At 60.6% G+C, this 24,909-nt stretch carries 21 protein-coding genes, 2 tRNA genes and 3 rRNA genes; 10 read left to right on the top strand and 16 right to left on the bottom strand.

Going from position 1 to position 24,909, the window contains the following annotated elements:
- Window positions 1-3 precede the first annotated feature (3 nt).
- Entirely contained in the window at window positions 4-1,536 is a 1,533-nt protein-coding gene (locus tag APT63_07695; GenBank protein ID AMA45522.1) for an NADH:ubiquinone oxidoreductase subunit M, read from the top strand.
- 7 nt (window positions 1,537-1,543) lie between these two features.
- Entirely contained in the window at window positions 1,544-3,013 is a 1,470-nt protein-coding gene (locus tag APT63_07690) for an NADH:ubiquinone oxidoreductase subunit N (protein ID AMA45521.1), read from the top strand.
- Window positions 3,014-3,081: 68 nt separating this feature from the next.
- Here APT63_07690 and APT63_07685 read toward each other — a convergent pair whose 3' ends face one another.
- A complete protein-coding gene (locus APT63_07685) occupies window positions 3,082-3,351 on the bottom strand; it encodes a transcriptional regulator (GenBank protein ID AMA45520.1) in 270 nt (89 codons plus the stop codon).
- 247 nt (window positions 3,352-3,598) lie between these two features.
- Here APT63_07685 and APT63_07680 point away from each other — a divergent pair, with 247 nt between their 5' ends.
- Window positions 3,599-4,006, top strand: coding sequence for a hypothetical protein (locus APT63_07680; GenBank protein AMA45519.1), 408 nt, complete (start codon window positions 3,599-3,601; stop codon window positions 4,004-4,006).
- A gap of 2 nt (window positions 4,007-4,008) precedes the next feature.
- On the opposite strand, the gene APT63_07675 is transcribed toward APT63_07680, so the two are convergent.
- Genes APT63_07675 through APT63_07665 form a run of 3 tightly spaced genes read right to left on the bottom strand, consistent with a single transcriptional unit; the run spans window position 4,009 to window position 5,036 of the window.
- Entirely contained in the window at window positions 4,009-4,392 is a 384-nt protein-coding gene (locus APT63_07675) for a hypothetical protein (protein ID AMA45518.1), read from the bottom strand.
- 16 nt (window positions 4,393-4,408) lie between these two features.
- Window positions 4,409-4,765: a hypothetical protein gene (locus APT63_07670; protein ID AMA45517.1), complete on the bottom strand. Its 357-nt coding sequence runs from the start codon at window positions 4,763-4,765 to the stop codon at window positions 4,409-4,411.
- 19 nt (window positions 4,766-4,784) lie between these two features.
- The gene (locus APT63_07665) at window positions 4,785-5,036 is read right to left on the bottom strand and encodes a helix-turn-helix transcriptional regulator (protein ID AMA45516.1); all 252 of its coding nucleotides are present in this window, start codon (window positions 5,034-5,036) and stop codon (window positions 4,785-4,787) included.
- Between the two features lie 227 nt (window positions 5,037-5,263).
- On the opposite strand from APT63_07665, the gene APT63_07660 reads away from it, so the two are divergent.
- Window positions 5,264-7,357, top strand: coding sequence for a TonB-dependent receptor (locus APT63_07660; protein ID AMA45515.1), 2,094 nt, complete (start codon window positions 5,264-5,266; stop codon window positions 7,355-7,357).
- Between the two features lie 3 nt (window positions 7,358-7,360).
- Here APT63_07660 and APT63_07655 read toward each other — a convergent pair whose 3' ends face one another.
- Window positions 7,361-8,425: a hypothetical protein gene (locus tag APT63_07655; GenBank protein AMA45514.1), complete on the bottom strand. Its 1,065-nt coding sequence runs from the start codon at window positions 8,423-8,425 to the stop codon at window positions 7,361-7,363.
- A gap of 126 nt (window positions 8,426-8,551) precedes the next feature.
- On the opposite strand from APT63_07655, the gene APT63_07650 reads away from it, so the two are divergent.
- Together APT63_07650 and APT63_07645 are read left to right on the top strand one after the other, a co-directional pair.
- The gene (locus APT63_07650; protein ID AMA45513.1) at window positions 8,552-9,901 is read left to right on the top strand and encodes a U32 family peptidase; all 1,350 of its coding nucleotides are present in this window, start codon (window positions 8,552-8,554) and stop codon (window positions 9,899-9,901) included.
- An 81-nt stretch (window positions 9,902-9,982) separates the two neighbouring features.
- Window positions 9,983-10,990 (top strand): alpha/beta hydrolase, encoded by a 1,008-nt coding sequence (locus APT63_07645; protein ID AMA45512.1) that lies wholly within the window; start codon window positions 9,983-9,985, stop codon window positions 10,988-10,990.
- Here the strand turns inward: APT63_07645 and APT63_07640 are convergent.
- Genes APT63_07640 through APT63_07630 form a run of 3 tightly spaced genes read right to left on the bottom strand, consistent with a single transcriptional unit; the run spans window position 10,987 to window position 13,681 of the window.
- Entirely contained in the window at window positions 10,987-12,117 is a 1,131-nt protein-coding gene (locus tag APT63_07640) for an ATPase (GenBank protein AMA45511.1), read from the bottom strand. The genes APT63_07645 and APT63_07640 overlap by 4 nt on opposite strands.
- A 43-nt stretch (window positions 12,118-12,160) precedes the next feature.
- Entirely contained in the window at window positions 12,161-13,309 is a 1,149-nt protein-coding gene (locus APT63_07635; protein AMA45510.1) for an oxidoreductase, read from the bottom strand.
- A 51-nt stretch (window positions 13,310-13,360) separates the two neighbouring features.
- The gene (locus APT63_07630; GenBank protein ID AMA45509.1) at window positions 13,361-13,681 is read right to left on the bottom strand and encodes a hypothetical protein; all 321 of its coding nucleotides are present in this window, start codon (window positions 13,679-13,681) and stop codon (window positions 13,361-13,363) included.
- Window positions 13,682-13,868: 187 nt separating this feature from the next.
- Here APT63_07630 and APT63_07625 point away from each other — a divergent pair, with 187 nt between their 5' ends.
- A complete protein-coding gene (locus tag APT63_07625) occupies window positions 13,869-14,348 on the top strand; it encodes a hypothetical protein (protein AMA45508.1) in 480 nt (159 codons plus the stop codon).
- Between the two features lie 13 nt (window positions 14,349-14,361).
- Here APT63_07625 and APT63_07620 read toward each other — a convergent pair whose 3' ends face one another.
- On the bottom strand, window positions 14,362-14,625 hold the full coding sequence (locus tag APT63_07620; GenBank protein AMA45507.1) for a hypothetical protein: 264 nt from the start codon (window positions 14,623-14,625) through the stop codon (window positions 14,362-14,364).
- A 126-nt stretch (window positions 14,626-14,751) separates the two neighbouring features.
- Here APT63_07620 and APT63_07615 point away from each other — a divergent pair, with 126 nt between their 5' ends.
- On the top strand, window positions 14,752-15,072 hold the full coding sequence (locus tag APT63_07615) for a hypothetical protein (protein AMA45506.1): 321 nt from the start codon (window positions 14,752-14,754) through the stop codon (window positions 15,070-15,072).
- Between the two features lie 36 nt (window positions 15,073-15,108).
- On the opposite strand, the gene APT63_07610 is transcribed toward APT63_07615, so the two are convergent.
- From APT63_07610 to APT63_07585, 6 genes are all read right to left on the bottom strand, one after another.
- Window positions 15,109-15,720 carry a tRNA hydroxylase gene (locus APT63_07610; protein ID AMA45505.1) on the bottom strand — a complete coding sequence of 204 codons (612 nt, stop codon included), beginning with the start codon at window positions 15,718-15,720 and terminating at the stop codon, window positions 15,109-15,111.
- Window positions 15,721-15,799: 79 nt separating this feature from the next.
- Window positions 15,800-15,915 (bottom strand): 5S ribosomal RNA (gene rrf / locus APT63_07605).
- Between the two features lie 115 nt (window positions 15,916-16,030).
- Window positions 16,031-18,944 (bottom strand): 23S ribosomal RNA (locus APT63_07600).
- Window positions 18,945-19,186: 242 nt separating this feature from the next.
- A tRNA-Ala gene (locus APT63_07595) sits at window positions 19,187-19,262 on the bottom strand.
- Window positions 19,263-19,293: 31 nt separating this feature from the next.
- Window positions 19,294-19,370 (bottom strand) — tRNA-Ile (locus tag APT63_07590).
- Between the two features lie 76 nt (window positions 19,371-19,446).
- A 16S ribosomal RNA gene (locus APT63_07585) occupies window positions 19,447-20,993 on the bottom strand.
- Together the 16S, 23S and 5S rRNA genes with 2 tRNA genes alongside form the textbook arrangement of a ribosomal RNA operon.
- Window positions 20,994-21,581: 588 nt before the next feature.
- On the opposite strand from APT63_07585, the gene APT63_07580 reads away from it, so the two are divergent.
- The gene (locus tag APT63_07580; GenBank protein ID AMA45504.1) at window positions 21,582-22,469 is read left to right on the top strand and encodes a transporter; all 888 of its coding nucleotides are present in this window, start codon (window positions 21,582-21,584) and stop codon (window positions 22,467-22,469) included.
- Window positions 22,470-22,649: 180 nt separating this feature from the next.
- Window positions 22,650-22,931 (top strand): hypothetical protein, encoded by a 282-nt coding sequence (locus APT63_07575; protein ID AMA45503.1) that lies wholly within the window; start codon window positions 22,650-22,652, stop codon window positions 22,929-22,931.
- Between the two features lie 43 nt (window positions 22,932-22,974).
- On the opposite strand, the gene APT63_07570 is transcribed toward APT63_07575, so the two are convergent.
- Entirely contained in the window at window positions 22,975-24,783 is a 1,809-nt protein-coding gene (locus APT63_07570; GenBank protein ID AMA45502.1) for a peptidase M24, read from the bottom strand.
- Between the last annotated feature and the right edge of the window lie 126 nt (window positions 24,784-24,909).

Below are 24,909 nucleotides of genomic sequence, written 5' to 3'. Positions count from 1 at the left end.
GTCATGATTCTGCCTTGGCTGATCCTGATCCCCTTCATCGGCGGCTTCCTGTGCTGGCTGGGCGAGCGCTTCGGCGCCACCCTGCCGCGCTGGATCGCGCTGCTGACCATGTCTCTGCTGCTCGGTATCGGCCTGTGGCTGTGGGGCACCGGTGACTTCACGCTGGCGCCGGCCCCGGGCGTCGAACCGACGTGGGCCCTCGAGTTCAAGGTCCGCTGGATCGAGCGCTTCGGCATCAGCATCCACCTGGCCCTCGATGGCCTGTCGCTGCTGATGATCCTGCTCACCGGCCTGCTCGGTGTGCTGTCGGTCCTGTGCTCGTGGAACGAGATCCAGCGCCACGTCGGCTTCTTCCACCTCAACCTGATGTGGATCCTGGGCGGCGTGGTCGGGGTGTTCCTGGCCCTGGACCTGTTCCTGTTCTTCTTCTTCTGGGAAATGATGCTGGTGCCGATGTACTTCCTCATCGCGCTCTGGGGTCACAGCTCGGCCGACGGCAAGAAGACGCGCATCTACGCGGCGACCAAGTTCTTCATCTTCACCCAGGCCAGCGGCCTGATCATGCTGGTGGCGATCCTGGCCCTGGTACTGGTCAACTATGGCAACACCGGCGTCATCACCTTCAACTACAGCGACCTGCTCAAGGCACAGTTGCCGGCCGGCACCGAGTACCTGCTGATGCTGGGCTTCTTCATCGCCTTCGCGGTGAAGCTGCCGGTGGTGCCGTTCCACTCCTGGCTGCCGGACGCCCACGCCCAGGCACCGACCGCCGGTTCCGTGGACCTGGCCGGTATCCTGCTGAAGACGGCCGCCTACGGCCTGCTGCGTTTCGCCCTGCCGCTGTTCCCGAACGCCTCGGCGGAGTTCGCGCCGATCGCCATGACCCTGGGTCTGATCGGGATCTTCTACGGGGCCTTCCTGGCCTTCGCGCAGACCGACATCAAGCGCCTGATCGCATTCTCCAGCGTCTCGCACATGGGCTTCGTGCTGATCGGGATCTACTCCGGCAGCCAGCAGGCCCTGCAAGGCGCGGTGATCCAGATGCTTGCGCACGGCGTCTCGGCTGCCGCGCTGTTCATCCTCAGCGGCCAGCTGTACGAGCGCCTGCACACCCGCGACATGCGTGAAATGGGCGGCCTGTGGCACCGCATCGCCTACCTGCCGGCGATCAGCCTGTTCTTCGCCGCCGCGTCCCTCGGCCTGCCGGGTACCGGCAACTTCGTCGGCGAGTTCCTGATCCTGATCGGCAGCTTCGCCCACGTACCGTGGATCACGGTGATCGCCACCACGGGCCTGGTGTTCGGTTCGGTGTACTCGCTGATCATGATCCACCGTGCCTACTTCGGCCCAGCCAAGGCCGACACGGTACTGGCCGGGATGAACGGGCGTGAGCTGGCCATGATCCTGAGCCTGGCGGTGCTGCTGATCCTGCTGGGTGTCTACCCGCAGCCGTTCCTCGACACCTCCGCCGCCACCATGAGTGGCGTGCAGCAGTGGCTTGGCTCCGCTTTCACTCAACTCGCTTCGGCCCGGTAAGAGCGCTATGGAATTCACCACTCAACACTTCATCGCACTGGCGCCGATGCTGATCACCACCGTCACCACGGTGGTGGTGATGCTGGCGATCGCCTGGAAGCGCAACCATTCCCAGACCTTCCTGCTGTCCACCATCGGCCTGAACGCAGCCCTGCTGTCGATCCTGCCGGTCCTGAAGGTCGCGCCGCTGGCGGTCACGCCGCTGCTGACCATCGACAAGTTCGCCTGCCTGTACATGGCCCTGATGCTGGTAGCGACCCTGGCCTGCGTCACCCTCGCCCACGCCTACCTGGGCGAAGGCGCCCAGGGCTACCCGGGCAATCGGGAGGAGCTCTACCTGCTCCTGCTGATGTCGACCCTGGGCGGCATGGTACTGGTCAGCGCCAACCACATGGCCGGGCTGTTCATCGGTCTGGAGCTGCTCTCGGTGCCGGTCTACGGACTGGTGGCGTATGCCTTCTTCAACAAGCGCTCCCTGGAAGCGGGCATCAAGTACATGGTGCTGTCGGCCGCCGGCTCGGCGTTCCTGCTGTTCGGCATGGCATTGCTGTACGCCGATGCAGGCAGCCTGAGCTTCGATGGCGTGGGCAAGGCACTGGCCAGCACCGGCATGCCGACCCTGCTCGCGCAGCTGGGTCTGGGCATGATGCTGGTCGGCCTGGCCTTCAAGCTGTCGCTGGTGCCGTTCCACCTGTGGACGCCGGACGTCTACGAAGGGGCACCCGCCCCCGTGGCGGCCTTCCTGGCCACGGCCAGCAAGGTGGCGGTCTTCGCCGTGGTGGTCCGCCTGTTCATGCTGTCGCCCGCTGCCAGCAGCGGCGTGCTCAGCACGGTGCTGGCCGTGATCGCAGTGGCGTCGATCCTGGTCGGCAACTTGCTGGCCCTGACCCAGAGCAACCTCAAGCGTCTGCTGGGTTACTCGTCCATCGCCCACTTCGGCTATCTGCTGATTGCGCTGGTGGCGAGCAAGGGTCTGGCCAACGAAGCGATCGGGGTCTACCTGGTCACCTACGTCGTCACCAGCCTGGGCGCCTTTGGTGTGATCACCTTGATGTCGTCTCCGTACAAGGGCCGTGATGCTGATGCGCTGTACGAATACCGTGGCCTGTTCTGGCGCCGTCCGTACCTGACGGCCGTACTGACCGTGATGATGCTGTCGCTGGCCGGCATCCCGCTCACTGCAGGCTTCATCGGCAAGTTCTACATCATCGCCACAGGCGTCCAGTCGCAACTCTGGTGGCTGACCGGCGCACTGGTCGTGGGTAGCGCCATCGGTGTCTACTACTACCTGCGGGTGATGGTGACCTTGTACCTGAACGAGCCCAACCTGCGTCGTTCCGATGCGCCTCTGCGCTGGGAGCAACGCGCCGGTGGCGTAATGCTGCTGGGTATCGCCATTCTGGCCTTCGTGCTGGGTGTGTATCCGCAGCCACTGCTGGAGCTGGTCCAACAAGCCGGATTACCGCTGATCGGCTGATGCCCTTGCTGCACGACAACACCCCGCCCCGGCGGGGTGTTTTGTTTTGCGTCGTCTCGAGCGTCGTTTTACGTCGCCATACTCCTTGCGCAGTCTCGTTCGGACGTGGCAACGGCGCGACGCAATTCGCCCGTGGCCGAGGGGAGATGCACATCTGGGTTGGGCATGCCGCTCGGCGATAATTCATGGGTCATCTCGAACTCGGCACGTACCGACCAACCGCAGGCCTCCAATGTACATTGCAGGTAGGCGACTCGCAGGAAGACATGCCGGCCCTCGCTGGTTCGGATGCGCATACGGCTTTGGCAATGGGGGCACACCAACTTGTAGGTACTCATGCAGACCTCCTGACAAATCCGCCAGGGCTCATCGAACTATCCGCAATGAAGCGACGAACCGGAAAGTTGAATTGATCTAAAATCAATAGTCCATGTTGCTTTGTGCTGTAGGATTTATCCTGCGGTCTCACAGTTCTTTTCATAATGTCGTTCCAATACCCCACGGGCTGAGTAGATTCCAAGTTCATATTCGCTATGAATAGTTTACGCACTATAAATGTGTCAAAACCAGCCATGGATACTTGAAATGAGTAATTACGCACTATCTGCCGTCTTGGAGCGACTCAAGCAGCTGACCGACTGTCAGACTGACTCTGCTCTGTCCAGAGCGTTGGGCATTAGCCCTCAGACGCTGAGCAGCTGGAAGGTCCGAGAAAGCGTACCTTATGCATTGTGCGTAAACCTGGCGGCACGCACGGGCGTCTCGCTCGATTGGCTCCTGCTGGGCAAGGGAAGCCCGCCACCCGGCGCGACGCAGGCCGACGGACCTCCTTCTCACGCCCACGCGCTGACGCCGGACCTGCTGGAGCAATTGCGCTTGCTGGAACCGGCTGACCTGCAAGCCATCGCTTCGAGCGTTGATGACAAGCTTCGCCTGCGGCATCTGGAGCGGCGGCTCGAGGCGCTGACGCTGCACAGGTCCGAACATCCATGACTTCATCCTTTACGCCAGCGTTGAAGGATGTCGCGAAGGTCTGCCGTATCCAGCCACAACATGATCTTGACACTGATGGGGATCACCACCACGGCTGCGACGAACGCCGCCATGCCGCTGGATAGCAAGGGCGCCAGCGCTTCCACCAGGGGTGTGAACAGATAACCCACGCCGGCTGACATCATCAGGGAACCGACCTGTTGCCATACCTTGAGTCGCTTGCTCGCACTGATCATCATCCAGGCTTTGACACGGTGCCGCGAACTGCTGACCAACCAGGCTCCGAGCACGGCCCCGAACAAGGCGTTGCCATCGAACCCCGTCGTCTCGACCAGTGTCTGGGCCGCCTCGAGCGCTTGGGCGGCCTGTTCCGAATCGCTGTACATGGCGTCATCCCCTTCTTCAATGAGCCGAGCTCCCACACGGCATTGCCAGGCTCGAGCGCAGCAGGCTGCGCGTCTCGAGCGTCACGCATCTCAGGTAGCAATGGGTCAAGCGGCGGCCTGCCGCATGGCGGTTCAAGTCCTGCAAACGCTGGATACCACGGGCACGCAGACAGCGACGCCATTGGGCGAAGGCAGCGGCAGCCTTCAACACGGCAGCATGGGCCGCCACCTCCAGACGCGCTTCGCTGATCTCTGGCGACAGCGCCAGTCGGTCGCGCAGCCCGTTCAGCGACACGCGTGGCCAGAACGGATCGTGGCATCCGACCCAGCGTTGTGGACGGGAGGCCGCGGTGTACGTCTCATCGATATGCATGGTGCTTGGCCTCCGCGTCTCAGTCCTTGAGCATTCCGTAGCGCAGGGCTTTGATCACGGCCGCAATGCGGGTGGTGACGGAAAACTTGCGCAGGATGTTGCCGATGTGGAAATTGATCGTGCACTCCTGGCAGCCCAGGATCTGACCGATTTCCCACGATGTCTTGCCGTAGGCGCACCAGAGCAGCACTTGCTCCTCGCGGGGGGTCAGCCTGATCGGACGCTCGTCCGTCTCGGTCTGGGCGGTTAGGGGGTGAGCGTGATTTGACATGGCAGAGTCCTCATCAAGGCAAGTAAGGCCAGTCAGGCCTGGCGCGAATGGGCATGTCCTCACCTTAAGCAATGCAACCCTTCCCTCCCTAGCGAAGCAATTTGTAAAACATCGCCGCACAAGATCGGCCTGCCAGGCGTCGCTGACAAACCCTGGACACGCGCGTGCTCTGGATCCGTCGGCCAGCGTCTGATGCCCATTGCCTTTTCTTTACCGTGGAGTCCGTCATGCGTTCGGTCCTGTTCTTCCCCCCGGCCCTGAGCGTGCTGGGCCTTATGGCATCCAGTGGCATGGCCGCGGCGCAGCCTCCCCTGGAGCTGGATCAAGTGCTGATCGAGGACCAGCGCCAGAGCGAGGTGGACACCGCGCGGGATCGAATGCATGCCGTGCCAGGGGCAGCCCGCGTGGTCGACGTGCACGGTGTGTCACAGGGCCGAATGGCAAGCAACCAGGATGTGTTGGCCTATCAACCGGGTGTCTTTGCCCAGTCGGCCGGCAATGACGGCATCAAGCTGTCCATCCGCGGGTCCGGTATCAATCGAGCGCCGGGGGCCCACGGATCGGGGGTGTACACCCTGTTCGATGGCTTGCCGCTGACCGGTCCGGGAGGGACGCCCTACGAACTGTTCGAGCCGCTCTGGTTGAGCCGTGCGGACATCCTGCCTGGGGCCAACGGGTTCGAGCTCGGTTCGCTGGCGCTGGGGGGCGCGATCAACTACGTCACCCACACCGGCTACGATGCTGCGCCGTTGCAGGCGCGCTACGAAGTAGGCAGTCGTGGCTATGCGCATCGCCAGCTCAGTTCCGGGCAGGTGCTGGGCGACTTCGATTACTACGTGGCCCTGACCGATGCCGAGTACGACGGTTATCAGCGCCACACGAGCGGGCGCTCCAAGGGATTGGCGGCCAATGCCGGCTACCGCTTCAATGCCAATCTGGAGACGCGCTTCTACCTGCGCTATCGCGAAACCGACAATGACCTGGCCGGTCGTCTGACCAAGGACCAGATCAAGCACGATCCACGCGCGGCCAACCCGATCTACCTGCGCCGCGACGCCAGTCGGCCGCAACCGGGCAGCACCTGGCTGGCGAACAAGACCACGCTGTACTTCGATGACGAATCGCGCCTGGAAACCGGACTGGTGTACCACGACTACCCCATGGACCTGCGCGAAGGGGCCAACCGCCTCAAGGTCGCCTACACCGACGTGAGCGGCAGCCTGGCCTACCACCGCCGCGACACGCTGTTCGACCGCGAGAGCAAGACCACGCTGGCCTGGCGCACCACCAAGCACCTGCCCAACAGCGGCGCCTCCGAATTCGTGCGTGTACCCGAGGCCGGCAATGGTTTCCGGCCCATCGGTACGCGTACCCGTGACTTCAGCTACCAGGGTTCGGACACGGTCCTGCACCTGAGCAATGACCTGGAGCTGGCGCCGGACCTGTGGCTGACCAGCGGCCTGGCCGCGATCTACACACGCCGGGAAAGCGCTGTCAGCTATCCTCGCGACGGCGGCAAGGTCAGCCAGCATGACTGGGACTATGCACCGCGCCTGGGGCTGCGTTATGACCTCACGCCTGACCTGCAGGTGTTCGGCAACCTCAGCCGCTCGGTCGAACCGCCGCACCCCTGGTCGCTGATCTGGAGTTCACCTGCCGTCGGTGGCCGCCAGATCCAACCGATCGCCATGCAGAACCAGACCGCCACCACCTTGGAGCTGGGCGCCCGGGGTAATGCCGCACTGGGGCGCTGGGACCTGGCCTGGTACTACGCCCGCGTGCGCCACGAACTGCTTGCGGTAGAGATCCTGCCGGGGGTGACGCCGTCGGAGTTCAACGCCAGCGGCACGGTGCACCAGGGCGTGGAAGCCAGCCTCGACAGCCGGCTGTGGGAAGCCTCCGACCACGGTTACCTGAGCTTGCGCCAGGCCTATACCTTCAGCGACTTCCACTATCGCCACGACGATCGCTTTGGCGACAATCGTCTGCCGGGTCTGCCGATGCATCATTACCAGGCCGAGCTGCGCTATGACTGGCCAAGTGGGCTGTATGCCGGGGTCAACGCGCAGTGGGCATCCAAGGTGCAGGTCGACTATGCCAACAGCTATCAGGCTGATGCCTATGTGCTGTTCGGCGCACGTCTGGGCTGGGATTCGCCCAAGCAGGACTGGCAGACCTGGCTGGACCTGCGCAACCTGGGCGACCGCCGCTATGCGGCCACGGTCACGCCAGGCTATGACGACGCAGGCACCGATCTGGCCCGCTCGACGCCAGGCGAAGGCCTGGGCGTCTATGCGGGTGTGGCCTACAGCTGGCGCTGAGGCTCAGGATGGCAGCTGGATCTGCGACTTGCTCGAGGCGAAGATCGCCCAGCTGGAAATGAACAGTGCGGCGATCAGGGGACCGATGACGAAGCCGTTGAGGCCGAAGACCGCCATGCCGCCCAAGGTGGAGATCAGGATGAGCCAGTCCGGCATCTTGGTGTCCTTGCCCACCAGCAGCGGCCGCAGCAGGTTGTCCACCAGCCCGATCACCAGGACGCCGAACGCGGTCAGTACGATGCCCTGCCAGATCGCGCCGGTCATCAGGAAGTACACGGCCACCGGCGCCCAGACGATGCCCGCGCCGACCGCTGGCAGCAGCGAAAGGAACGCCATCAACACGGCCCACACCAGGGCGCTCGGGATGTCCAGGATCCAGAAGATGAACCCGCCCAACGCGCCCTGGGTGACCGCGACGACCAGGTTGCCCTTGACCGTGGCCCGCACCACGCGGCTGAACTTGAGCTGCAGACGACGCTTCTGTTGCTCGGGCAGCGGCACGGCCAGACGGACCTTGCGCGCCAGCTCGGCGCCTTCGCGCAGGAAGAAGAACAGCAGGTAGGTCATCACGCCGAAACCGACCAGAAAGTCGAACGTGCCCTGGCCGAAGCTGAACACTTGGCTGGCGAAATACTGACTGCCCTGCATCGCGCCGTGGGAGATCTTGTCGCGCAGCCCGTCGAGGTTGCCCATGCCCATGCGGTCGAGGGTGTTCTGCGCGAATGCCGGCAGCATGTCCTTGCCATGCTCCAGGTAACCGGCCAGGTCCAGTTGCCCACCCTGGATACGTTGGTACAGGGTCGCGCCCTCTTGCACCAACAAGGCGCTGATGACGATGACCGGAAGCACAGCGATCAGCAGACAGACACCGAGTGTGGCGCCTGCGGCCAGGTTGCGGCGGCGCCCGAAACGCAACAGCAGCTTGCGCTGCATCGGGGCGAAGATGATGGCCAGGGTCACGGCCCAGAAGACAGCGCCGTAGTACGGCAGCAGTATCCAGACAAAGGCGATCGTGACCAGGGCCAACAAGACGGCCAGCGCCTTGTTTTGAAGTGCAGTTTCGTTCATGGAGGTTCCTCGTGAGCTCAGACATTAGTGCACGCGCCTTCGGCAAAGTGCCATGCCTGAATTGACGTACATCAATATTCACAAGCCTGCCCCTCGCTAGCATGGGCGCCTTTTGCGCGGTGCCCCATGACCCTGTCTTTCACCCCTGAATTGCTGGCGCCTGCCGGCTCCTTGAAGACGCTGCGTTACGCATTCGCCTACGGCGCCGATGCCGTGTATGCCGGTCAGCCTCGCTACAGCCTGCGCGTGCGCAACAACGCCTTCGACCATGCCACGCTGGCGCAAGGCATCGAGGAAGCCCATGCCCTGGGCAAGCGTCTGTACGTGGTGGTCAACATCGCGCCGCACAACGCCAAGCTCAAGACCTTCCTGAAGGACATGGCGCCCGTGATCGCCATGGGCCCCGACGCACTGATCCTGTCCGACCCTGGCCTGATCATGCTGGTGCGCCGGCACTTTCCCCAGATGCCGGTGCACCTGTCGGTGCAGGCCAATACGGTGAACTGGGCCAGCGTCGAATTCTGGGCCAGCCAAGGCGTGCAGCGGGTGATCCTGTCCCGGGAGCTGTCACTCGAGGAGATCGCGGACATCCGGCAGCAGGTGCCTGACATGGAGCTGGAAGTCTTCGTGCATGGTGCGCTGTGCATGGCCTATTCCGGACGCTGCCTGTTGTCCGGCTATCTCAACCGACGGGACGCCAACCAGGGCGCCTGCACCAATGCCTGCCGCTGGAAGTACAACGCCGTCCCGGCCAGCGAGACGCTGGGTGGCGAGATGGTGCAGACGGTCGAACCCACCCTGGGCCTTGGCGCGCCCACCGAGCAGGCCTACCTGCTCGAAGAGAGCGGTCGACCCGGCGAATGGATGCCGGCCTTCGAGGACGAACACGGCACCTACATCATGAATGCCAAGGATCTGCGCGCCATCCAGCACGTCGAGCGCCTGACGCACATGGGCGTGCATTCGCTGAAGATCGAGGGGCGGACCAAGTCGCACTTCTATTGCGCCCGCACCGTGCAGGCCTATCGCAAGGCGATCGACGATGCCGCCGCCGGGCGCCCGTTCGACCGCAGCCTGATGGGCGACCTGGAGTCCCTGGCCAACCGGGGCTACACCGAAGGGTTCCTGCGTCGTCACGTGCACGACGAGTATCAGAACTACCAGCGCGGCCAGTCGGTATCCCAGCGCCAGCAGTTCGTGGGCGAACTGACCGGTACGCGGGTCGAAGGCTGGGCCGAGGTCAAGGTGAAGAACCGGTTCGCCGTGGGTGATCATCTGGAGCTGATGACGCCCCAGGGCAACTACCCTTTCGAGCTGCAGCGCCTGCGCGACTCGGGGCAGACGTCCATCGAAGTGGCGCCGGGCGATGGGCATGTGGTGCTGATTCCCCTCCCCGAACACGTGTCCCTGGACTACGCGCTGCTGCTGCGCGACCTCGATCCCGAACCTGCGGCTGAATGGCAGGAGGCGTCATGAGGCGTAACACCTTTGGATGCAGCAGGTCGCTCGCTGCCTGCTAGAGTCACCTCTTCCTACACGATCTGGTTCGAGGTACTCATGCTGCGTGCGACCCTTCTGACCCTGGCCTGCCTGGTCGGCAGCCCTGCCCTCGCTGATCAGCCGCCGGTCTATGGCCAGCAACTTGAAGGCTTTGACTATCCGTATCCGTTGCGGCACCTCGAGTTCTCCTCCCAGGGTCAGCCTCTGCAGATGGGCTACATGGACGTGCCCCCTGCCGGCACGGCGAACGGCCGTACCGTCGTGCTCATGCATGGCAAGAACTTCTGTGCCGCGACCTGGGAGAGCACGATCAATGCACTCAGCCAGGCCGGTTACCGCGTCATCGCGCCAGACCAGATCGGTTTCTGCACCTCGAGCAAACCCCGCCAGTATCAGTTCAGTTTCCAACAGCTGGCCCTCAACACCCAGACGTTGCTCGACGCGTTGAACGTGAAGCAGGCCATCGTGCTGGGGCATTCCACTGGAGGCATGCTGGCGACGCGTTATGCGTTGATGTACCCCGACAAGGTCGAGCGCCTGGCCATGGTCAACCCGATCGGGCTGGAGGACTGGAAAGCCTTGGGCGTGCCGTATCGCAGCGTCGACCAGTGGTATGCGCGCGAACTGAAGGTCAGCGCCGAAGGGATCCGCGCCTACGAACGCACGACCTACTACGCCGGTCGCTGGAAACCCGAGTACGAGCGCTGGGTGCAGATGCTGGCCGGCCTCAACAACGGTCCGGGGCATGAGGCAGTGGCGTGGAACTCGGCCCTGCTCTACGACATGATCTTCACTCAGCCGGTGGTCTACGAGTTCAAGCACCTGTCGATGCCCACCTTGCTGTTGATCGGCGACAAGGACACCACGGCCATCGGCAGCGACGTGGCCGAGCCGGCCTTGAAGGCGACCTTGGGCAACTACGCGGCGCTCGGGCCCAGCGTGGTCAGGCAGATACCTCGGGGGGAGCTGATCACGTTCGAGGGCATGGGGCACGCGCCACAGATCGAGGCCCCTGAGCGCTTCCACCAGGCCCTGCTGGGGTGGCTCGGCAAACCGCTACCTTAGACTGCCGGGCCCTGGCCATAGCGTTGCAGCTGCATTTCGCGCAGGCGGCTCAAGGTACGCCGAAAGGCGAAGCTCAGGTAGCCCTCGGGATACAGGGCCTCAAGGGGGACATCCGCCTCGAGGTACAACGCCACGCGTCGGTCATAGCACTCGTCCACCAATGCGATGAACCGCCTGACGCCATCATCCTTGGCGGACAGGGACGGCAGCTGACGGTCGCCTGCCTCGACGCGCTGGGCGGCGTCCTCGGTTCCGCGAGCAATTCTCGCAGGGCGCTGCTGTCCACCCAATGCAGGCACGCCCTCGACCAGGAGGGCCGAGAACTGGGTACACAGGGCCATGAATTCCTGAGTGGCCATGGGTTGCTCGCACAGGTCTGAAAACCGGCACCAGAGCGCCTGTGCGTTGCGCCTGACCACGTTCAGTCGGCGTGTACCCAGGTCAAAGGGACGGTCCGTGCCGAGCCGGTCCGGATCAAGGCGTCGGAACACCTGCGCCAGTGCGCATTCGGTCGTGCTAGAGCGGACCCAATAACGTTGGCATGCCTGGCCAGGACGCAACCGATGATCCTGCTCCCCCGCCACCGTCAGCACCTGCATATGCTGCTCGAGGGCGGCTATCGCCGGCAGGAATCGCTCTCGATTGAAGCCATCCTCATACAGGCGCGACGGAGGTTGATTGGAGGTCGCGACCAAGGTCACGCCCTGCTCGAACAACGCCTGGAACAGGCGACCGAGAATGATCGCGTCGGCGATGTCGCTGACGAACAGCTCGTCGAAGCACAGGACCTCGATGGTCTCAGCGAGCTCTCGCGCCAGCACAGTGAGAGGATCGGCCGTGCCATTGAGCTGGAACAGCCGTTGGTGGACCCAGGCCATGAAATGATGGAAGTGTTGGCGCCGGGCGCGGAGCGGTACGTCGACCACGCTGGCGTGGAAGGTGTCCATGAGCCAGGTCTTGCCACGCCCCACCGGCCCCCAGAGGTAGACACCCTGCGCCGGGCGGCCGGTCTTCAGGACGTCGTAGCACGCCTGCAGCGCTTCCAGGGCGGCGCGCTGGGCCGGATCATCGCTGAACCCTTCATGGTGCACGGCGTGTTCGTAGCGGCTTTGTGGGTCCAAGGTCATGCGGGTCGGCTCGCGTGGACAAACCCGCATGATACGCCATGGGTCAGTGTGTACTGAGGCCCACTTTCAACAGGGCACCGTCCTTGGCATCGGTCAGCAGGTAGAGAAACCCATCAGGCCCGACGCGGACGTCGCGAATACGCGCGTCGAGTTCGCCCAGCAAGCGCTCCTCATGGACGATCCGGTCGCCCTCGAGCTGCAAGCGAATCAGCTCTTTGGTGGCCAAGGCCCCGATGAACAGGTCATGGTCCCAGGCCTTGAACGTCGGGCTGTCATAGAAAGCCATGCCGCTGATGCCTGGCGATTTTTCCCAGACATGGTGCGGATCTTCCATGCCCTCGACATGCTTGCCCTTGGCCTCGGGGATAGGCAGCATCGAATAGTTGATGCCATGGGTCGCGATGGGCCAGCCATAGTTCTTGCCGGCCTTGGGGATGTTGATCTCATCACCCCCACGTGGGCCATGCTCGTGTGTCCAGATCTTGCCGGTCCAGGGGTTGAGCGCAGCACCCTGTTGGTTACGGTGGCCGAACGACCAGATTTCCGGACGAACCTTGTCTTGCCCCACGAAGGGGTTGTCCTTGGGAATCTCGCCATCCGGCAGGATGCGCACCAGCTTGCCTTGCAGCTTGTCCAGGTCCTGCGCCGTGGCACGCTGGTTGTTTTCGCCGAGCGCGATGAACAGGTAACCGTCGCGGTCGAAGGCCAGCTTGCCGCCAAAGTGGTTGCCCTCCGACAGCTTGGGCTGCTGGCGGAAGATCACGGTGAAATCATCCAGATGACGCAGGTCGCTGGACAGCTGGCCGCGGCCCACGGCCGTGCCCGCCTTGCCGTCGTCGCCTTCTTCTGCATAGGACAGGTACACCGTACGATCCGACTTGAAATCCGGTGACAGCACCACGTCGAGCAGGCCACCCTGCCCTTCGGCCCAGACACTGGGCACGCCACTCAGGGGCGGTCCGACCTTGCCTTCAGGGCTGATGACACGCAAGTCACCGGGCTTTTCGGTGACGAGGATGTGTTTGCCATCGGGTAGGAACGCCAATGCCCAGGGATTACGCAAACCTTCCGCCACCGTGGCAACGGTCAACTGGCCTTCCTCACTGGGGTAATACGCTTCGGGAAGTGCCTGGGCCAGAGCGGGCAGCAGCGCGAAGGCGGCCAGTGCCATTGACCATGGATAACGGGGCATGCAGGGACTCCTTCAAAAGGGACTGGAACGAATCAGGACCGGTACGGATGCTTAGCGCACAGGCGTCGCGTCGCGTGGCACCGGTGTAGGGGTCGAACGGGGTAGCTCGGTGCGCGGTGCCGGTCGCAGGTTGTCGCCATTGCCGATGCCCCGGTTATCCAGCGTAGGTGGTCGCGGTTGCGGCACGGTCGATGGGCCGTGTACGGGCGGAGTGGCGGGCACGCTGCCTTGTCGGCTATTGGGGTTGATTCGCTGGATCGGGCTGTTGTACGGGTTGCGCTCGACAGCAGGCGTGCTGGGTGCGACCGGCGACGCATGGACGGGCAGGACGATCAGCGCACTGAGCAGCGCCATGACACGGATAGGGTTCATGCTTCGACTCCTGAGCGAAGACTCTCGGGCATTGGAGGGCGTGGGGAGGCGCAGGTTTCCTAAAAGGCCGCATGCACATGATTCCTGATATGTCCGTTCGCTCAGGGGAGCGCATGCCCCTGGCTCGCACCGTGCAATGGCTTCAGGTCTTTGTCACACTGCCTGCTCTTGAATCGAGGAAGGCTTCATGAAGACACGCGTGTGGCACCAACGCATCATGATCGCGCTGCTAGCGCTCGGCCTGGGTGGCTGTGCCCTGTTTTCCCGGCAAGACCCGGTACAGGTCACTGTCGTAGGCATAGAGCCCTTGCCCGGCCAGGACCTAGAGATGCGTGTAGCGCTCTCGCTGCGCGTGCAGAACCCCAATGATCAGGCCTTGGACTTCGACGGGATGGCATTGACCCTGAAAGTCAACGGACAACCGTTGGCCAGTGGCGTTAGCGATCAGGCAGGGCGCATCGGGCGTTATGCCGAGCAGGTGGTGACGGTGCCGATGAGTATCAGCGCCTTTGGCATGCTGCGGCAGGTCTATGGGCTGGACCGCCTGCAGGGGCTCGACGGCCTGCCCTACCGTGTCGATGGCAAACTGTCGGGGCGTGGCACGAGCACGTGGCGATTTTCCGACAGCGGCACGTTGAAATGGCCCGACGCAACGCGCGCGCCTTGAAGATCGGCGCCTGTCAGCGTTTGACGTTGGCCGCGGCCATCATCTTGTTGACTTCGCCGCGCACCAGGTCGGCATATTCGGGTGGATTCATGGCGTCCAGCTCGGTGCGCACCCACTCGGCCCACTTGCCTTTGCGTCGTGATTTTTCACCGATCAGCCGGCCCGCATCGGCCTTGGCTTTGCCAAGGTTGTTTTGCCAGAACTCGAAGAGGCGGGCCTTGTGCGCTTCGATCTCCGCACGCTCGGTGAAGCTGAGATTGGCGAGGTTGAAACTCATCGTCGATCCTGCGAGTGAAAAAGAGGGGACATTTTACACCGTCTCGTTGATCGATCGGGGCGACGCTGCAACTTTCCGACTCAGGAAAAATCCATTAGAGATCCCATCACCCTAAAGGAGCGTCACATGCCTCGGAAATCTACCGTGCAGGCCGATGTCGAACAGATCAAAGACCAGGTGTTCAGCGAGCTTCAATCGCTCATCACCGAATCGGAGAAGCTGCTCAACGACAGCGCCTCGATCGTGGGCGACGACGCCGACTCGTTGCGCACCCAGGTCAGCGAGAAACTGCGTCAGGCACGCGAAGCGCTAGGCGAAATGGGCAACAAGGCCAAGCCGGTGGTCGAAGCCACTCAAGCCTACATCGGAGGCCACCCATGGCAGACCGTGGCGATCTCGGCAGGCCTGGGCGTGGTCGTCGGCCTGCTGCTGGGTCGACGCGACTGACAACGCTTCTGTGGGCGGCATGTCCTGCGAGGCTGATCAGGCCCGCGCAGGAATGCCGCTGTGAAAGCGCAGTTCGGTATCCGGGCTTGTGATCAGCTCGGCTTCCGCTGCCCTGACCCGCTCAATCACCTTGGCGATGTCGTCGGCTTCGCCATAGTGGTGAGCCAGTTTCAAATACCCTTCGTAATGCCTGGCTTCGCTCTTGAGCAGACCGTGATAGAACCTGCCCAGCTCCTCGTCCAAGTGCGGCACCAATGCGGCGAACCGCTCGCAACTGCGCGCCTCGATGAAGGCCCCGACGACGAGTGTATCGATCAACTTGGCCGGTTCATGGGCACGTACATGCCGACGCAGACCTGAGGCATAGCGGCCCGCCGAGACAGGACGCAGGGCGATCTTACGACGCTTCATCAACCGCAGTACCTGTTCATGATGCACAAGCTCTTCACGAGCCAGGCGCGACATCATGTTGATTAGGTCGAGGTGGGCGTTGTACTTGGCAATCAGGCTCAGCGCCGTACTGGCGGCCTTGAACTCGCAATTCTTGTGGTCGATCAGCAACGTTTCTTGGTCGAGCAGAGCCGCTTCGATCCATGCCTCCGGGGTACGGCAGCCGAGAAACGCATCGATGTCAGGGTTCACGTGCATGGGCGCTCCGCTCGCTTCAGGTCTTCTGGAAAGACAAAACCCCTACCTGCATGCGCAGATAGGGGTTTTGCGAAATGAATCTTGGCGATGACCTACTCTCACATGGGGAAACCCCACACTACCATCGGCGATGCATCGTTTCACTACTGAGTTCGGGAAGGGATCAGGTGGTTCCAATGCTCTATGGTCGCCAAGAAATTCGGTAGCCGGACCGTCGTATCGACAGGCCAGCAGATTCGGATATGTGATCTTTGTGTGTTCGCGAACTTTCGGTTCGTGTGTCTTCGCACCCAACCTGCGCTCGGCAGATTGCTTGGGTGTTATATGGTCAAGCCTCACGGGCAATTAGTATTGGTTAGCTCAACGCCTCACAGCGCTTACACACCCAACCTATCAACGTCGTAGTCTTCGACGGCCCTTTAGGGGATTCAAGATCCCAGTGAGATCTCATCTTGAGGCAAGTTTCCCGCTTAGATGCTTTCAGCGGTTATCTCTTCCGAACATAGCTACCCGGCAATGCCACTGGCGTGACAACCGGAACACCAGAGGTTCGTCCACTCCGGTCCTCTCGTACTAGGAGCAGCCCCTCTCAAATCTCAAACGTCCACGGCAGATAGGGACCGAACTGTCTCACGACGTTCTAAACCCAGCTCGCGTACCACTTTAAATGGCGAACAGCCATACCCTTGGGACCGGCTTCAGCCCCAGGATGTGATGAGCCGACATCGAGGTGCCAAACACCGCCGTCGATATGAACTCTTGGGCGGTATCAGCCTGTTATCCCCGGAGTACCTTTTATCCGTTGAGCGATGGCCCTTCCATACAGAACCACCGGATCACTAAGACCTACTTTCGTACCTGCTCGACGTGTGGGTCTCGCAGTCAAGCGCGCTTTTGCCTTTATACTCTACGACCGATTTCCGACCGGTCTGAGCGCACCTTCGTACTCCTCCGTTACTCTTTGGGAGGAGACCGCCCCAGTCAAACTACCCACCATACACTGTCCTCGATCCGGATGACGGACCTGAGTTAGAACCTCAAAGTTGCCAGGGTGGTATTTCAAGGATGGCTCCACGCAGACTGGCGTCCACGCTTCAAAGCCTCCCACCTATCCTACACAAGCAAATTCAAAGTCCAGTGCAAAGCTATAGTAAAGGTTCACGGGGTCTTTCCGTCTAGCCGCGGATACACTGCATCTTCACAGCGATTTCAATTTCACTGAGTCTCGGGTGGAGACAGCGCCGCCATCGTTACGCCATTCGTGCAGGTCGGAACTTACCCGACAAGGAATTTCGCTACCTTAGGACCGTTATAGTTACGGCCGCCGTTTACCGGGGCTTCGATCAAGAGCTTCGCTTGCGCTAACCCCATCAATTAACCTTCCGGCACCGGGCAGGCGTCACACCCTATACGTCCACTTTCGTGTTTGCAGAGTGCTGTGTTTTTAATAAACAGTCGCAGCGGCCTGGTATCTTCGACCGGCATGGGCTTACGGAGCAAGTCCTTGACCCTCGCCGGCGCACCTTCTCCCGAAGTTACGGTGCCATTTTGCCTAGTTCCTTCACCCGAGTTCTCTCAAGCGCCTTGGTATTCTCTACCTAACCACCTGTGTCGGTTTGGGGTACGGTTCCCGATTATCTGAAGCTTAGGAGCTTTTCTTGGAAGCATGGCATCAACCACTTCGTCGCCTAAAGGCAACTCGTCATCAGCTCTCGGCCTTGAGATCCCGGATTTGCCTAAGATCTCAGCCTACCACCTTAAACTTGGACAACCAACGCCAAGCTGGCCTAGCCTTCTCCGTCCCTCCATCGCAATAACCGGAAGTACAGGAATATTAACCTGTTTTCCATCGACTACGCTTTTCAGCCTCGCCTTAGGGACCGACTAACCCTGCGTCGATTAACGTTGCGCAGGAAACCTTGGTCTTTCGGCGTGGGAGTTTTTCACTCCCATTGTCGTTACTCATGTCAGCATTCGCACTTCTGATACCTCCAGCCAGCTTCTCAACTGACCTTCACAGGCTTACAGAACGCTCCTCTACCGCATCACCTAGTGGTGATACCCGTAGCTTCGGTGCATGGTTTGAGCCCCGTTACATCTTCCGCGCAGGCCGACTCGACTAGTGAGCTATTACGCTTTCTTTAAAGGGTGGCTGCTTCTAAGCCAACCTCCTAGCTGTCTAAGCCTTCCCACATCGTTTCCCACTTAACCATGACTTTGGGACCTTAGCTGACGGTCTGGGTTGTTTCCCTTTTCACGACGGACGTTAGCACCCGCCGTGTGTCTCCCATGCTCGGCACTTGCTGGTATTCGGAGTTTGCATCGGTTTGGTAAGTCGGGATGACCCCCTAGCCGAAACAGTGCTCTACCCCCAGCAGTGATACATGAGGCGCTACCTAAATAGCTTTCGAGGAGAACCAGCTATCTCCGAGCTTGATTAGCCTTTCACTCCGATCCACAGGTCATCCGCTAACTTTTCAACGGTAGTCGGTTCGGTCCTCCAGTCAGTGTTACCTAACCTTCAACCTGCCCATGGATAGATCGCCCGGTTTCGGGTCTATACCCAGCGACTGTTCGCCCTATTAAGACTCGCTTTCGCTACGCCTCCCCTATTCGGTTAAGCTCGCCACTGAATATAAGTCGCTGACCCATTATACAAAAGGTACGCAGTCACCTAACAAAGTAGGCTCCCACTGCTTGTACGCATACGGTTTCAGGTTCTATTTCACTCCCCTCTCCGGGGTTCTTTTCGCCTTTCCCTCACGGTACTGGTTCACTATCGGTCAGTCAGTAGTATTTAGCCTTGGAGGATGGTCCCCCCATATTCAGACAAAGTTTCTCGTGCTCCGTCCTACTCGATTTCATTGAAAGAAGATTTTCGTGTACGGGGCTATCACCCACTATGGCCGCACTTTCCAGAGCGTTCCACTAATCTTCAACCAACTTAAGGGCTGGTCCCCGTTCGCTCGCCACTACTAAGGGAATCTCGGTTGATTTCTATTCCTCAGGGTACTTAGATGTTTCAGTTCCCCTGGTTCGCCTCATGCACCTATGTATTCAGTGCAGGATACTCAGCTTATGCTGAGTGGGTTCCCCCATTCAGAGATCTCTGGATCACAGTCTGTTTGCCGACTCCCCAAAGCTTATCGCAGGCTACCACGTCTTTCATCGCCTCTGACTGCCAAGGCATCCACCGTATGCGCTTCTTCACTTGACCATATAACCCCAAGCAATCTGGTTATACTGTGAAGACGACATTCGCCGAAAATTCGCATGTTGCGCTCTCGCGCAGAACTCACAAATTTTACCTTAGCCTGATCACCACCAGTGAAAGTGGCCATCAGTCTATTTCTATCACATATCCGAATTTTTAAAGAACGATCTGACAAAAGTCAGAAATCAACATTTCACAGCCTCAGGCTGCAAATGTTCATTTCTAAGTTCTGAACAGCGGCGACGATGGAAGTGGTGGAGCCAAGCGGGATCGAACCGCTGACCTCCTGCGTGCAAGGCAGGCGCTCTCCCAGCTGAGCTATGGCCCCGTGTGTCGTAGCATCAAGCCGCACCATGAAATGGTAGGTCTGGGCAGATTTGAACTGCCGACCTCACCCTTATCAGGGGTGCGCTCTAACCAACTGAGCTACAGACCTATAACAGGGTCGCGTTACAGCATCGTCTTCGTACAAAGAATCAAGCAATTCGTGTGGGAGCTCATCAGCTGGCTGATGTCGTCGATTAAGGAGGTGATCCAGCCGCAGGTTCCCCTACGGCTACCTTGTTACGACTTCACCCCAGTCATGAATCACACCGTGGTAACCGTCCTCCCGAAGGTTAGACTAGCTACTTCTGGTGCAACCCACTCCCATGGTGTGACGGGCGGTGTGTACAAGGCCCGGGAACGTATTCACCGCGACATTCTGATTCGCGATTACTAGCGATTCCGACTTCACGCAGTCGAGTTGCAGACTGCGATCCGGACTACGATCGGTTTTGTGAGATTAGCTCCACCTCGCGGCTTGGCAACCCTCTGTACCGACCATTGTAGCACGTGTGTAGCCCAGGCCGTAAGGGCCATGATGACTTGACGTCATCCCCACCTTCCTCCGGTTTGTCACCGGCAGTCTCCTTAGAGTGCCCACCATAACGTGCTGGTAACTAAGGACAAGGGTTGCGCTCGTTACGGGACTTAACCCAACATCTCACGACACGAGCTGACGACAGCCATGCAGCACCTGTGTCAGAGTTCCCGAAGGCACCGATCCATCTCTGGAAAGTTCTCTGCATGTCAAGGCCTGGTAAGGTTCTTCGCGTTGCTTCGAATTAAACCACATGCTCCACCGCTTGTGCGGGCCCCCGTCAATTCATTTGAGTTTTAACCTTGCGGCCGTACTCCCCAGGCGGTCAACTTAATGCGTTAGCTGCGCCACTAAAATCTCAAGGATTCCAACGGCTAGTTGACATCGTTTACGGCGTGGACTACCAGGGTATCTAATCCTGTTTGCTCCCCACGCTTTCGCACCTCAGTGTCAGTATCAGTCCAGGTGGTCGCCTTCGCCACTGGTGTTCCTTCCTATATCTACGCATTTCACCGCTACACAGGAAATTCCACCACCCTCTACCGTACTCTAGCCTGCCAGTTTTGGATGCAGTTCCCAGGTTGAGCCCGGGGCTTTCACATCCAACTTAACAAACCACCTACGCGCGCTTTACGCCCAGTAATTCCGATTAACGCTTGCACCCTCTGTATTACCGCGGCTGCTGGCACAGAGTTAGCCGGTGCTTATTCTGTCGGTAACGTCAAAATTGCAGAGTATTAATCTACAACCCTTCCTCCCAACTTAAAGTGCTTTACAATCCGAAGACCTTCTTCACACACGCGGCATGGCTGGATCAGGCTTTCGCCCATTGTCCAATATTCCCCACTGCTGCCTCCCGTAGGAGTCTGGACCGTGTCTCAGTTCCAGTGTGACTGATCATCCTCTCAGACCAGTTACGGATCGTCGCCTTGGTGAGCCATTACCTCACCAACTAGCTAATCCGACCTAGGCTCATCTGATAGCGCAAGGCCCGAAGGTCCCCTGCTTTCTCCCGTAGGACGTATGCGGTATTAGCGTTCCTTTCGAAACGTTGTCCCCCACTACCAGGCAGATTCCTAGGCATTACTCACCCGTCCGCCGCTGAATCCAGGAGCAAGCTCCTGTCATCCGCTCGACTTGCATGTGTTAGGCCTGCCGCCAGCGTTCAATCTGAGCCATGATCAAACTCTTCAGTTCAATACTGCTTGGGTTTTTAAGAAACCCTAAACTTGGCTCAGCAATCTCAAATGACTACTATGATTACTCATGTGTCACTTGTGATGCTGATAATCTATCTGACTATCAGTCCAAACTCACAAGCACCCACACGAATTGCTTGATTCAATTTGTTAAAGAGCGTTTGGCTGAGAAGCTTTCGTCTCAACCGAGGCGCGCATTCTACGCTGTCCTCGTTGTGTGTCAAGCGTTTATTTTGAAGTTTTTTTCGGGAAACCCTAACAACTTCAACCACTTGACTCGCTGCGATCTCTCAAAGCGGGAGGCGAATCATACAGCGTTACAACCTGCTGTCAACTGCCTTTTTTCACCGCTTCCGGTCGGGACCGAAGCCCTTCCAGCTTCATCTCGATTCACGCAACCTGTTGATTAACAAGGCGTTTATCGTTCCGACTGCGTTGGAAGTGGTGCGCATTATAAGGGGATCTGAAACCCCGTCAACCCTTTATTTCAAAAAACACCTTTTGGCCTCGTATCCGCCGACGGTTTGCCTTCCCACGCCAGCCGACACTATATTGCCTGCCCTGTCTTGAAGAATGTCTTTTCCCCATGAGCCTCACCTCCACGCCTGCTTCGCGTCTTCTATTACCCATCGGCATGTTGGTGTTCGCCATGGTGTCGATCCAATCCGGGGCAACCCTGGCCAAGTCCATGTTCCCGCTCGTGGGTGCTCAAGGCACCACGACCCTGCGCCTGTTCTTCGCCAGCCTGATCATGCTCGCAGTGCTTCGCCCATGGCGTGCTCGCCTGAATGCCAGCGCCTGGCGCAGCGTCATCGTCTATGGCATCGCCCTGGGCGGCATGAACCTGCTCTTCTATATGGCGGTGCGTAGCATTCCACTGGGCGTCGCCGTCGCCCTCGAGTTCACAGGCCCATTGGCAGTCGCCCTGTTCGCCTCGCGTCGCATGATCGATTACGTATGGATCGTGCTGGCGGTCGCCGGCCTGTTCATGCTCATCCCTCTCGGCGCCGGCCAAGGCAGCGTGGACCTGTTCGGTGCGGCCTGCGCACTGGGCGCCGGAGCCTGCTGGGCCTTGTACATTCTGTTTGGGCAGCGCGCCGGTGCCGAGCATGGCGTACAAAGCGCGGCCCTGGGTGTCGTCGTCGCCACGCTTTTCGTGGCCCCCATCGGCATTGCCCATTCCAGGGCCGCGCTGCTGGACCTGTCCCTGGTTCCGGTGGCGCTGGCCGTGGCCATCCTGTCCACCGCCCTGCCCTACAGCCTGGAAATGATCGCACTGACGCGCATGCCAGCGCGTACCTTCGGTATCTTGATGAGCGTGGAACCCGTGGTTGCGGCCCTGGCCGGCCTGGTCTTTCTGGGCGAGGTGCTCAGCGACCTGCAGTGGATCGCGATCGGCGCCATCATTACTGCCTCCATCGGTGCCACCCTGACCACCCGGACGCCTTCTGCGCCACCCGTGGCGGCCGACTGAGGTGCCACGTTGTCATTTGAAAGCCCGTGAGTCATTGTAGAAGCCTGAGGGTCTATCCAAACGGTCACAAAGTCGTCATCTTTGAACGCTCTACTGACCGCGCACGGATGCCCAGTTTTTTCAGGGAGAACGATCATCCACGAACCCCAGGCCACAGGGTCGGACTGGGTAAGGACAGGAATGAAGCGGATTGTTATCGTCTTGGCCATGCTGGCGATCGCCGGATGTGCCGCCACGGCCAAGACAGAAGTCAAACGCGGCAAGAAGGGCCTGCACATCAACTGCAGCGGCCTGTCATCGTCCTGGGACCGCTGTTACGACAGGGCCGCCACCGCGTGCAGTAAAAAGGGTTATCGGGTCGTCGCGCGATCGGGCGATACCGACCAGGAAGAAGGCGATTACCTGTTCGGTATCAACCCGGCAGGCTACACGAGCCGCAGCATGATCGTCATCTGTAAGTGACATCGCTCGACGACACCTCCCGGCGTCGTCGAACATGCCTCGTTCAGATGGCCTGCGTACGCGCTTCCAGCCACTGAAGCGCTGCACCCTCTACCCAGGGCATCAGCCTCGAGCGTACGTGTGCGTGGTAGTCGTTGAGCCATTGCCTTTCCCTGGCATCGAGTCGTTCGGTCGTCAGGCAGCGCGTGTCGATCGGGCAGAGCGTCAGCGTCTCGAAGGCCAGGAAATGCCCGAAAGCGCCCTCCCCGGCCTCGCGGTTGATCACCAGGTTCTCGATTCGTACGCCCCATTGGCCGGGCCTGTACGTGCCGGGCTCGATCGATGTGACCATACCCGGCAGCATCGCCATGTGTGCCGCGGCACGCGCCTGGTACGCGATGACCTGTGGCCCCTCGTGGACGTTGAGGAAATACCCCACGCCATGCCCGGTACCATGGCCATAATCGACCTGATCGGCCCACAAGGGCGCCCGCGCGATGGCATCGAGCGCGGGCGAGAGGATGCCATGCGGGAAAACCGCACGCGACAGGGCGATGACCCCTTGCAGCACGCGTGTGCAATCGTGCTTTTGCGCCTCGCTCGGTCGGCCGACCGGCACCATGCGCGTGATGTCCGTCGTTCCCCCTCGGTATTGCGCCCCGGAGTCGATGAGCAGCAGCCCGTCGCCTGCGATCACTGCATGGGCCTGTTCGGTAGCGCGGTAGTGAGGCATGGCGCCGTTGCCGTTGAAGCCGGCGATGGTGGCGAAGCTTGGCGACACGAACCCAGGACGCTTGCGCCTCGCGGCCAGAAGCTGCACATCGACATCCAGCTCTGTGACGTTGCCTTGACCCACATGCGCCTCGAACCAGGCGAAGAACTCGCACAAGGCGGCACCATCCTGCTCCATCGCTTGCCGGATCTGCAGGTACTCGGATTCTGTCTTGCAGGCCTTGGCCACCGTCGTGGGATTGAGCGCTTCAATACCCAGCACGGTACTGCTCAACCCATCGAGCCAGGCGCACGTGACTTTGGCTGGATCGAACAGCAGACGACTGTCCTTCGGTAACGTCGCCAGGGCCTGCGCCGCCTGGTCGTAGTCACGAAGCGTGATCCCATCGTCCTTCAAGCGCTGACGCAGGGCAGGATCGATCCTGTCCTGGGCGACGAACAACGTCGCCTGCGTCTGCCCGATCAGCGCGAAGGCCAGGAATACCGGGTTGAACGGCACATCGCTGCCACGCAGGTTGAACAGCCAGGCAATGTCGTCGAGTGTCGCGATGAAATGCCAGTCCGCGCCATGGTCCTGCATGGCCTGGCGCAGCGAGGTCAGCTTCTGTTCGCGCGAGGTACTGGCTTCAGGCGGCAGGTGCTCGACGATGGGTGCGTCAGGTAGCGCGGGTCGATCGAGCCACGCTTTGTCGAGTACGTCATGATGGGTCATCAGGCTGGCCTGCTGCTGTGCCAGACGGTGGCGCAGCTGGCGCGCCATGGCCAGCGACAGCGCCCTGCCATCCACGGCCACCACCTGACCAGGCGCCGCCTGCGCCACCAGCCAGTCGAGGGCATCTGCCTGACCCGAGGTCCACTTCATCAGGGTCACGCCACTGCCGAGCAACTCACTGTGTGCCTGCTCCCAGTAACGGCTGTCCACCCAGACGCCAGCGAACGTGTGCGTGATGACCAACGTACCGACGGACCCGGTGAACCCCGATAGCCAACGACGGCATTGCCAGTACTCCGGCAGGTACTCGGAAAGGTGGGGATCGGCCGAGGGCACCAGCAAGGCCTGCACGCCTCGCTGACTCATCAGCTCACGCACACGGGCAAGCCGGGCGGGGATGACGGAAGGGATGACAGCCTCGGTATTCATGCGTACTCCTGCGCCACATCGAAAGGTCGGCCTACGATAATGGAACAGTGCATGCACTGTCGCAACGCGTGTTCGCCCTTCACAGTACGAATGAACCTCGCGCGCGCCACCGAGTCAGCACTGAGT

The organism is Pseudomonas monteilii, assembly GCA_001534745.1.
In the GTDB taxonomy this organism is placed as follows: domain Bacteria; phylum Pseudomonadota; class Gammaproteobacteria; order Pseudomonadales; family Pseudomonadaceae; genus Aquipseudomonas; species Aquipseudomonas alabamensis.
Note: the sequence above shows the minus strand (reverse complement) of the source record. Positions and strands in the feature narration are given on the sequence as shown.

What these genes read in the sequence shown, in the direction of transcription:
- APT63_07645 (AMA45512.1), top strand. Translation starts at nt 9,983, where the DNA reads ATGCTGCGTGCGACCCTTCTGACCCTGGCCTGCCTGGTCGGCAGCCCT.
- APT63_07660 (AMA45515.1), top strand. Translation starts at nt 5,264, where the DNA reads ATGCGTTCGGTCCTGTTCTTCCCCCCGGCCCTGAGCGTGCTGGGCCTT.
- APT63_07610 (AMA45505.1), bottom strand. Translation starts at nt 15,720, where the DNA reads ATGCACGTGAACCCTGACATCGATGCGTTTCTCGGCTGCCGTACCCCG.
- APT63_07615 (AMA45506.1), top strand. Translation starts at nt 14,752, where the DNA reads ATGCCTCGGAAATCTACCGTGCAGGCCGATGTCGAACAGATCAAAGAC.
- APT63_07655 (AMA45514.1), bottom strand. Translation starts at nt 8,425, where the DNA reads ATGAACGAAACTGCACTTCAAAACAAGGCGCTGGCCGTCTTGTTGGCC.
- APT63_07635 (AMA45510.1), bottom strand. Translation starts at nt 13,309, where the DNA reads ATGCCCCGTTATCCATGGTCAATGGCACTGGCCGCCTTCGCGCTGCTG.
- APT63_07650 (AMA45513.1), top strand. Translation starts at nt 8,552, where the DNA reads ATGACCCTGTCTTTCACCCCTGAATTGCTGGCGCCTGCCGGCTCCTTG.
- APT63_07570 (AMA45502.1), bottom strand. Translation starts at nt 24,783, where the DNA reads ATGAATACCGAGGCTGTCATCCCTTCCGTCATCCCCGCCCGGCTTGCC.
- APT63_07690 (AMA45521.1), top strand. Translation starts at nt 1,544, where the DNA reads ATGGAATTCACCACTCAACACTTCATCGCACTGGCGCCGATGCTGATC.
- APT63_07680 (AMA45519.1), top strand. Translation starts at nt 3,599, where the DNA reads ATGAGTAATTACGCACTATCTGCCGTCTTGGAGCGACTCAAGCAGCTG.
- APT63_07685 (AMA45520.1), bottom strand. Translation starts at nt 3,351, where the DNA reads ATGAGTACCTACAAGTTGGTGTGCCCCCATTGCCAAAGCCGTATGCGC.
- APT63_07630 (AMA45509.1), bottom strand. Translation starts at nt 13,681, where the DNA reads ATGAACCCTATCCGTGTCATGGCGCTGCTCAGTGCGCTGATCGTCCTG.
- APT63_07625 (AMA45508.1), top strand. Translation starts at nt 13,869, where the DNA reads ATGAAGACACGCGTGTGGCACCAACGCATCATGATCGCGCTGCTAGCG.
- APT63_07620 (AMA45507.1), bottom strand. Translation starts at nt 14,625, where the DNA reads ATGAGTTTCAACCTCGCCAATCTCAGCTTCACCGAGCGTGCGGAGATC.
- APT63_07665 (AMA45516.1), bottom strand. Translation starts at nt 5,036, where the DNA reads ATGTCAAATCACGCTCACCCCCTAACCGCCCAGACCGAGACGGACGAG.
- APT63_07695 (AMA45522.1), top strand. Translation starts at nt 4, where the DNA reads ATGATTCTGCCTTGGCTGATCCTGATCCCCTTCATCGGCGGCTTCCTG.
- APT63_07675 (AMA45518.1), bottom strand. Translation starts at nt 4,392, where the DNA reads ATGTACAGCGATTCGGAACAGGCCGCCCAAGCGCTCGAGGCGGCCCAG.
- APT63_07670 (AMA45517.1), bottom strand. Translation starts at nt 4,765, where the DNA reads ATGCATATCGATGAGACGTACACCGCGGCCTCCCGTCCACAACGCTGG.
- APT63_07580 (AMA45504.1), top strand. Translation starts at nt 21,582, where the DNA reads ATGAGCCTCACCTCCACGCCTGCTTCGCGTCTTCTATTACCCATCGGC.
- APT63_07575 (AMA45503.1), top strand. Translation starts at nt 22,650, where the DNA reads ATGAAGCGGATTGTTATCGTCTTGGCCATGCTGGCGATCGCCGGATGT.
- APT63_07640 (AMA45511.1), bottom strand. Translation starts at nt 12,117, where the DNA reads ATGACCTTGGACCCACAAAGCCGCTACGAACACGCCGTGCACCATGAA.